This window comes from Geminicoccus sp., assembly GCF_035556675.1.
Classification (GTDB): Bacteria; Pseudomonadota; Alphaproteobacteria; order Geminicoccales; family Geminicoccaceae; genus Geminicoccus.
This window is the reverse complement of record NZ_DATMFZ010000349.1, coordinates 1-4,861: the sequence shown is the minus strand read 5'-3', so window position 1 is coordinate 4,861 and position 4,861 is coordinate 1. Positions and strand designations below refer to the sequence as shown.

At 69.7% G+C, this 4,861-nt stretch carries 5 protein-coding genes; all 5 read left to right on the top strand.

Annotation, left to right across the window (positions count from 1 at the left end; genetic code table 11):
- Nucleotides 1-558, top strand: a 558-nt coding sequence (locus tag VNS22_RS24700; protein ID WP_325737261.1) for an ATP-binding cassette domain-containing protein, incomplete at its 5' end; no start/stop codon positions are given.
- Nucleotides 551-1,267, top strand: coding sequence for an ABC transporter ATP-binding protein (locus tag VNS22_RS24695; protein ID WP_325737259.1), 717 nt, complete (start codon nt 551-553; stop codon nt 1,265-1,267). The genes VNS22_RS24700 and VNS22_RS24695, both read left to right, overlap by 8 nt.
- Before the next feature lie 2 nt (nt 1,268-1,269).
- The gene (locus VNS22_RS24690) at nt 1,270-2,154 is read left to right on the top strand and encodes a branched-chain amino acid ABC transporter permease (protein WP_325737257.1); all 885 of its coding nucleotides are present in this window, start codon (nt 1,270-1,272) and stop codon (nt 2,152-2,154) included.
- 28 nt (nt 2,155-2,182) lie between these two features.
- Entirely contained in the window at nt 2,183-3,208 is a 1,026-nt protein-coding gene (locus VNS22_RS24685; protein WP_325737254.1) for a branched-chain amino acid ABC transporter permease, read from the top strand.
- A gap of 1 nt (nt 3,209) precedes the next feature.
- The gene (locus VNS22_RS24680; protein WP_325737252.1) at nt 3,210-4,793 is read left to right on the top strand and encodes a GMC family oxidoreductase; all 1,584 of its coding nucleotides are present in this window, start codon (nt 3,210-3,212) and stop codon (nt 4,791-4,793) included.
- The last annotated feature ends 68 nt before the right edge of the window (nt 4,794-4,861 follow it).

The window sequence follows — 4,861 nt, the reverse complement described above, 5'->3', positions numbered from 1 at the left end:
CAGATGGGACTGGTGCGGACCTTCCAGCTCAATGCCGCCTTCGACAGCTTGAGCGTGCGGGACAACATCCAGCTCGCCGCCTATTTCGGCAAGGCGCGGCGCGGGCTTCCGGGCTTCCGGTTCGGGCCGGGGGCACTCCGGCGCAGCGAGGCGGCGATCGAGCTCTTGGGGCTGGAGGCGGTGGCACTGCGGCCGGCGGGAGAGCTGCCGGTGCTGGAGCGCAAGCTCCTGATGATCGCCAGCGCGGTCGCGACCGAGCCCAAGGTGGTGCTGCTGGACGAGCCGGTGGGCGGGCTCAACCCGCACGAGATCGACCGGGTGGTCGAGGTCGTGCGCAGGCTGCGCCAGCAGGGCCTCACCGTCGTGCTGATCGAGCACGTGATGCGCTTCCTCCTGCAGCTTTCCAGCCGGGTGATGATCATGCACCAGGGCCGCTCGATCTATGAGGGCCCGCCGGAGGGCGTGCCGGAGGATCCGAAGGTGGTCGAGACCTATCTGGGTGCGGCTACCACCAAGCGGCTGCGGCGCTTCTTCCAGAGCGAAGCCGCCCATGGCTGAGGCGGCGCTGGCCATTGAGGGGCTGGTCACCGGCTATGACCGCCGCGACGTGCTCACCGGCATCTCGCTGGACCTGCCCGACGGCGCACTGGTGACCGTGGTGGGGCCGAACGGCCACGGCAAGACCACGCTCCTGCGTGCCATCTCCGGGCTCCTGCCGACCCGCAGGGGCAGCATCCGCCTGTTCGGCAAGAAACTGGCAGGCCTGGCGCCGCACCAGGTGGCGGCAGCCGGCATCGTCCATGTGCCGCAGGGCGACCTCCTGTTCCCGCAGATGAGCGTCCACGAGAACCTGCTGATGGGCGCCTATCTGGAGAACAACCAGGCGGTGATCCGGCGGCGGCTGGAGGAGGTGGAAGCGCTCCTGCCGAAGCTCGCCGAGCGGCGCGACCAGCTGGCCTCCTCGCTCTCCGGCGGCGAGCGGCGCATGGTCGGGATCGGCCGGGGCCTGATGATGGGCGGGCAGGTCATGCTGATCGACGAGCCGTCCCTGGGGCTCGCCCCGATCATCATCGAGCAGGTCTACGAGGTGATCGCACGGCTCAAGGCCTCGGGCCGCACCATCCTCCTGGTCGAGGAGAACCCGGCGCGGGTCGCGGACCTGGCGGATGCCATCCACCTGCTCGACAATGGCCGGATCGTCTGGTCCGGGCCGCCGCACGACCTGCTCGAGCGCGACGAGCTGCTCGAGACCTATCTCGGAGGCTGACGGTGGAGATCCTGGGCCCGGTCTTCGTCGCCGGCATCACGACCGGTGCGCTCTACGCCCTGGCCACGATCGGCCTGTCGCTCGTCTGGGGCGCCCTCGGCATGCTGAACATGGCCCATGGCGCGCTGCTCACCATCGGCGGCTATGCCGCCTTCACGCTGGCGACCCTGCTGGGTGCGCCCTGGCCGGTGGCGGTGCTTGCCCCGGTCGTGGTGGGTGCCCTGATCGGAGCCGCGATCTACCTGCTGGTCGCCCAGCCGCTGCTGGCACGAGCGCCCAAGAGCTTCGAGACCAACGTGATCATCGCCACGTTCGGCGTGGCGATCGCCTTGGAGAACGCGGTCCTGCTGATCTTCGGCGGGCAGCCGTTCGGCCAGTCGATCGCACTGCCGGGGCATCTCCAGGCCGGCGGCACCTTCATACCGTGGCAAAATGTCCTCATCGTCGCCGTGGTGATGGTTCTGATGGCGGGCACCGCCTTCTTCCTTGCGCGAACCAGGGCAGGTCGTGCTATCCGGGCCACGGCCCAGCATCGCGAGGCCGCCCAGCTGCTGGGTGTGCCGGTCGGCCGGGTCTACCTGCAGGTGCTGGCGTTGTCGGGGGGCATCGCCGGCACCTGTGGCCTTCTGGTGAGCTCGATCACCCAGCTCTCGCCGACGCTGGGCGCCGATCCGATGCTGAAGGCCTTCATCATGTGCGTGGTGGCCGGCCTCGGGAACCTGCCGGGTGCGATCGGCGCGGCGTTCGTGCTGGCGCTGATCGAGGCGTTCGCGAGCTATGCGCTGGGCGCCCGCTGGGGCTTCCCGCTGCTGCTGGCGATCGTCATCCTGGTGCTGATCTGGCGGCCGGACGGCCTGTTCGGCCGGGCCGCGGTGCGGCGGCTGTGATGCCGGCCCGCGGGGGGAGGGAACTGGGATGAGCCGTGCCGACCGGGGCCATCTGGTCTTCGGCCTGATCGTGCTGGCAGCGCTGGCCGCCCTGCCGTTCGTGGCCGACAGCCGCTACGTGCTGGGCCAGGTGATCCTGGCCCTGTTCTACGCGATCGTCGCCTCGCAGTGGAACCTGCTGTTCGGCTTTGCCGGGGTGTTCTCGCTGGGGCAGATGGCCCTGTTCGCGTTCGGCGGCTATGCCACGGCGATGCTGGGCTTCTACCTGGACTGGTCGATGTGGCTGGCCATGCCGGTGGCGGCGGTGGGCACGGTGCTGTTCAGCCTGATCATCGGCCTGGCCTGCCTGCGTCTTGCCGGCGCCTATGTCGCCCTGCTGACGCTCGCGGTCGCCCAGGTCATGTATCTGCTGATCGTGACCGACACGGACTGCTTCGTCATGCAGGGTGCCACCTGCCGGCAGTTCACCGGGGGGGCGGTGGGCTTCGCCCGGTTCGGCGACCTCGGCACGCGCGCGATCTTCAAGGGCGACTACGTGATCGCCAACTACGCGATCGTCGCCGCCCTGTTCCTGGTCACCATGGGCTTCACCTGGGCGGTGATCCGCTCGCCGCTGGGGCTGGCCTTCCAGGCATTGCGTGACAATCCGGGTTGTGCGGTGGCGCGCGGGATCAACCGGTTCTCCACCCAGCTCCTGGTGTTCGGCGCGTCTGCCTTCTTCACCGGGCTGGCGGGCGGTCTCTATGCCGCGCATTTCCAGGCGATCGGCCCGGGCGTGCTGTCGCTGTCGACCCTCATGTTCATCATCGCCATCGCGGTGGTGGGCGGGATCGGCAAGCTGTGGGGGCCGCTGGTCGGGGCGGTGATCCTGGTGCTGGCCGACGAGGCGCTGCGCGAGGTCGGCGGCGACTACCGCACGCTGGGCCTGGGCCTGATCATCGCAGCCGCGATGGTGCTGATGCCCAAGGGGGTGATCGGCCTGGTCGAGGGCATGGTGGCGCGGCTGCGCCCGGCGTCCGGCCGGGCCGCGGAGCTTGTCAAATCAGGGACGTAGCATGTTCGACACGATCGTGGTGGGGGCCGGTACCGGCGGTTGCGTGATGGCCGGCCGGCTGAGCGAGGACCCGGGCCGCAAGGTGCTGCTGCTGGAAGCCGGCCGGGCGGCGCCGCTGCCCTCCAAGATGCCGGCCATGTGGATCACCATGGTCAACACCGAGGTGGACTGGGGCTACCACACGGCACCGCAGCCGGGCTGCCGGATGCGGCGGATCTTCTGGCCGCGCGGCAAGATGATCGGCGGCTCGGGTGCGCTGAACGCGATGATCTATATCCGGGGCCTGCCGTCCGATTATGACGGCTGGGCGGCCATGGGCGCGGAAGGCTGGGCCTGGCGGGACGTCCTGCCGGTGTTCAAGGCGTCCGAGCGCAACGAGCGATTCGAAGCCGGCGAGTGGCATGGGAACGGCGGGCCGCTCAACATCACCGACGTGCCCTATGTGGACGCCACCGAGCGGCTCTGGCTCCAGGCCTGCCAGAATGCCGGCATTCCGTTCAACAAGGACTTCAACGGCGCCTCGCAGGAGGGCTGCGGCCTGTTCCAGCTGTTCCTCAAGAACGGCGAGCGGTTCGGCACAGGCAAGGCCTATCTGGAGCCGGCGCTGGAGCGGCCGAACCTGACGGTCGAATCGGGCGTGCTGACCACCCGGCTGATCGTCGAGAACGGCCGGGCGGTGGGTGTGGAGTATCTGAAGAACGGCCGGCCGCAGACCGCCTATGCCTCGTCCGAGGTGGTGCTGGCCTCGGGCTCGATCGGCTCGGCGCAGCTCCTGCTGCTTTCGGGCATCGGCCCGGCCGACGAGCTGCGCCCGCTCGGCATCGACGTGGTCCACGACCTGCCGGGCGTGGGCAAGGACCTGCAGGACCATATCAACGTGCCGGTCACCTTCCACACCAAGGAGCCGCTCGGCATCGGCGGGATGACCGGGGACGAGATCCGGGCCGCGATCGACGAGTGGTCGACCAGGCGCACCGGGGCCATCACCAGCAACTGGGCGGCGGCCGGCGGCCATGTGCGCAGCCGGCCGGACGTGGCCGAGCCCGACCTGCAGCTCTACGGCGTCATCGCCGCCAACCGCGACCATGCCCGCTATCTGTCGTCCCGGCCGGGCGTGACCCTGCACACCACGCTGCAGCGGCCGAACAGCCGGGGCGAGCTGACCCTGCGCTCGGCCGACCCGATCGAGCATCCCTGCCTGGATCCGCGCTACTTCGCTTCCGACCGGACCGGCCAGGACCTGGCGACCCTGGTGGAGGGGGTGAAGATCAGCCGGCGGATCGCCGCGTCCGAGCCGCTGGCCGGGGTGATCGACCGGGAGATCACGCCGTCGGCCGAGGCGCAGACGGATGTCGAGATCGCCGACTATGTCCGCGCCCACTGCACCACGCTGTATCATCCCGCCTGCACCTGCCGGATGGGCACCGATCCCATGGCGGTGACCGACCCGCAGCTCAAGGTGCGCGGGATCGACGGGCTCAGGATCGCGGACGCCTCGGTGTTCCCGAAGATGATCTCCGGCAACACCAATGCCGTGACGATCATGGTGGCCGAGCGCTGCGCCTCGTTCATCCGGGGAGGGTGAGGCGGGGGCCGGCTTGCGCGACCGCATGCATGACCTGGATGCGGGCCTGCTCCTGGCGCTGGACGCGC

Bases quoted from the DNA above. Each gene is read 5' to 3' on its own strand.
- VNS22_RS24695 (WP_325737259.1), top strand. From the start codon at position 551: ATGGCTGAGGCGGCGCTGGCCATTGAGGGGCTGGTCACCGGCTATGAC.
- VNS22_RS24685 (WP_325737254.1), top strand. From the start codon at position 2,183: ATGAGCCGTGCCGACCGGGGCCATCTGGTCTTCGGCCTGATCGTGCTG.
- VNS22_RS24680 (WP_325737252.1), top strand. From the start codon at position 3,210: ATGTTCGACACGATCGTGGTGGGGGCCGGTACCGGCGGTTGCGTGATG.